This is a genomic window from Amycolatopsis sp. H20-H5, assembly GCF_035828755.1.
Classification (GTDB): Bacteria; Actinomycetota; Actinomycetes; order Mycobacteriales; family Pseudonocardiaceae; genus Amycolatopsis.
This window is the reverse complement of sequence record NZ_JAYMZS010000255.1, coordinates 1-2,235: the sequence shown is the minus strand read 5'-3', so window position 1 is coordinate 2,235 and position 2,235 is coordinate 1. Positions and strand designations below refer to the sequence as shown.

The window sequence follows — 2,235 nt, the reverse complement described above, 5'->3', positions numbered from 1 at the left end:
TTCGCGGTCGTCCAGTCCTATCTGGACACCGCACACAAGTGGGGACTGGACAAGCTCGACGCGCTCCACCAACTCTTCACCACCGGCGCCTGGCTACCACCAGCACTCACCCCAGCTGAATAGCTACTCCGGGTGCGCCAGAACCCTCACCGGCGCCCGGCAATTCACTGCCATCCGATCCTACCTCGCCACCGCCGCCAAGCACGGGATCGCCTTGCTTCATGCCCACATCCAACTGGCCGAAGATCGACCCTGGCTGCCCGCTACTCAATAACCTGACCAGTTACACGAGCGGTTCGTGAACAACGAAAACATCGCGGCCCCCCGCACCGCCGACCGATCCGAACGGCAGTAGAACCCCACAAGTTGCGCCCGCCGCAACTTCAGTTGGCATCGCTGGTCGGTTGGATTCACCCTGTGCAAGTCAGCACAGTCACCCGGAAGACCGGTACGGCGGACATCGCCACCGAAAGCGAGGTGCAAACCAGATGAATGTCCACCCCATTGCGATCGAGCCAGACAGTGCGGGCCCCTCGGCGGCAGACTCGATCCCGGAGCCGGAGTAGATGTGTCACCAACGAGGATAGATGGCGTAGGGGCGGCGGTAGTCAGCGTGGAGTATGCGCCAGTTTGAGGTGCGCGACCACTCGCTCGATCGGTGTGCGGAGCGCGGACAGTGCGGCGTTGGCTTTCTTTTCGCCTTCGTTGAGTTTGCGCCATTGGGGTTTCTTGGTTGGCGTGAGGAGTTCGGCTCCTTGGTAGCCTTTGTTGCAGATGCCCGCCGCCGCCTTTTTGATGATGTCCGTGGTCGCCGTGCTATCAAAACGCCTTTTTGTCGTGAGTGCTCCCGGGCAACGGGTCGGAAACCCACACCGGGGTACCGTCGAGCAGGCCGACGAGTTGTACACAGAACCCGGTGGTGCCGTGCTTGCGGCTCCACAGCTCCCGATGCTCGGCATAGGACCAGCAGGGCGTGATCGTGCCGTCGACCAGGCACACCCTGTCCTTGACCATCCGGATCGCCTGCTTCGGATCCGGCACGAACTCCGCCAACACCGACCGGAGGACCGGCACCGGATCCCGCACGATCCGCGACACCGTGGCCTGCGAGACACCACGCAAGTCGCCGAGAAACTCCTCGGTACAGTTGTGCCGGACATACATGCAGTCTCCACTGCCGCGTACAGTCCGCATGATCTCGGGCGTCCGGTCTTCTTTCGCCACGGCTTGGTCAACGCCAAGGAAACACGTCGAACAAGCTCCTGCATCTGCGGCAAGGCGAGCCCTGTAGTACGATGATAGCGCAACGGTCTTTCCCATGGTTCATCTTTTAGTGTGGTAACCAAGATTCAACCACGGGAAGGGCCGTTGCCCTTTGCGATAAGCCGGACGGTGCACTTCGATTTAGAAATTCTCAAGACTACGTCAAGAAGGCGTTGCCGCGTTTTGAATAACGGTCCAGGCAGGCGCTCTTGGGGGACAGCCGGAATGCTGATTGCGTCAACGCCGCGCCGCCCACGCCGGACGCTGGCGGTGCGCGACGGTTGCCGCGGTTTCGACGAGGTTCCGCTGGCCAGGCGCGGCCTGACGGGTCCGCGCCTGGTCCACGAAACGGCCCAGCTCTGCCCGGATAGTGGCGGAGTCCAGATTCCGGATCGTGGGCAGGAGTGCCTCGATGACATGACACGCCTGATCGAGATGATCGATGCCGACCATGGCGGTAGCCTGCCGGATCGTGAAGCGGGTGCGGGAGTTGCTGTCGTGTGGGAGTGCGGGCTGGCGCTCGAGTTCGATGGCGAAGAAGTCGGCGGCCTGCTCGAAACGTCGGAGGCTGAGCATGCATGACGCTTCGATGAGGCGCGGGTTTCCGTTCTCGATGCGTGGGCCCCAGCGGGCTCCGTGTCTGTTGTCCTGGTGGGCATGGCCTCGCGAGCGCTGCAGTGCTTCGTGGCAGGCCCCGTAGTCGCCGATGGACGCGTGCCCCTGGGCTTCGCGCCGCGCGGCGTGGGCACGGATCAGTGGCGTGGCCGCGGGATGGCCTGCTGCTTGGCTGGCCAGTCTGATCGCGGTAGCGGCGTCGCCGCGGTGCTCGGCTATGAACGCTTTGCGGACTAGTACTACAGGGCTAGATCTCTAGCATCTGGAGGCGGAGGCGTCGTCTGAAGTGGCTTCTTCGTGCGTCTGCCTGGTGTCCGCGTCGCCAGGCAGACGCACGGAGGCCCTGGTCGATGACGT

Annotated in this window: 2 protein-coding genes; one reads left to right on the top strand and one right to left on the bottom strand. The window is 63.2% G+C overall.

Going from position 1 to position 2,235, the window contains the following annotated elements; all coding sequences use genetic code 11:
* Positions 1–819 precede the first annotated feature (819 nt).
* Positions 820–1,194, bottom strand: coding sequence for a transposase family protein (locus QMK34_RS47260; protein ID WP_326421589.1), 375 nt, complete (start codon positions 1,192–1,194; stop codon positions 820–822).
* 294 nt (positions 1,195–1,488) lie between these two features.
* Here QMK34_RS47260 and QMK34_RS47255 point away from each other — a divergent pair, with 294 nt between their 5' ends.
* A complete protein-coding gene (locus tag QMK34_RS47255; protein ID WP_326421588.1) occupies positions 1,489–1,845 on the top strand; it encodes a hypothetical protein in 357 nt (118 codons plus the stop codon).
* Positions 1,846–2,235: the final 390 nt, after the last annotated feature.